General features: G+C 70.5%; 1 pseudogene. It reads right to left on the reverse strand.

Annotated features, from left to right (window positions below):
• Positions 1-33 precede the first annotated feature (33 nt).
• Positions 34-222 (reverse strand): annotated as a pseudogene (locus tag KVT32_RS29490) (molybdopterin-guanine dinucleotide biosynthesis protein B); the annotation flags it as partial.
• Between the last annotated feature and the right edge of the window lie 90 nt (positions 223-312).

Raw genomic sequence — 312 nt, forward strand, 5'->3', positions numbered from 1 at the left:
TCAGGTGCGGGGTTCGCTCCTGCCCTGCAGGGCCGCCATGCGCAGGCGCGCGCTGTCCTTGTGCGGCGGTTCGAGCACGATGTCGTGGTGGCTGTGCTTGAGGACGTTCACGCGCAGGCCGCGCGCCGCCAGGCGCCCGACCAGGAATTCGAGCAGGGTCGTCTTGCCGCTGCCGGACCAGCCGACGACGGCCAGCGCCAGGCCGGGATCAGTAACCGACACGGTAGCGGTTGCCCCGGTAGTTCATCACCGCGTACTTCGGCATCAGGCGCTCCAGCTCCTGGCCGGGCGCTAGCTCCTCGCCTTCGCGGC

It is taken from the genome of Achromobacter sp. GbtcB20 (assembly GCF_019091095.1).
Taxonomy (GTDB): Bacteria; Pseudomonadota; Gammaproteobacteria; order Burkholderiales; family Burkholderiaceae_B; genus Achromobacter; species Achromobacter mucicolens.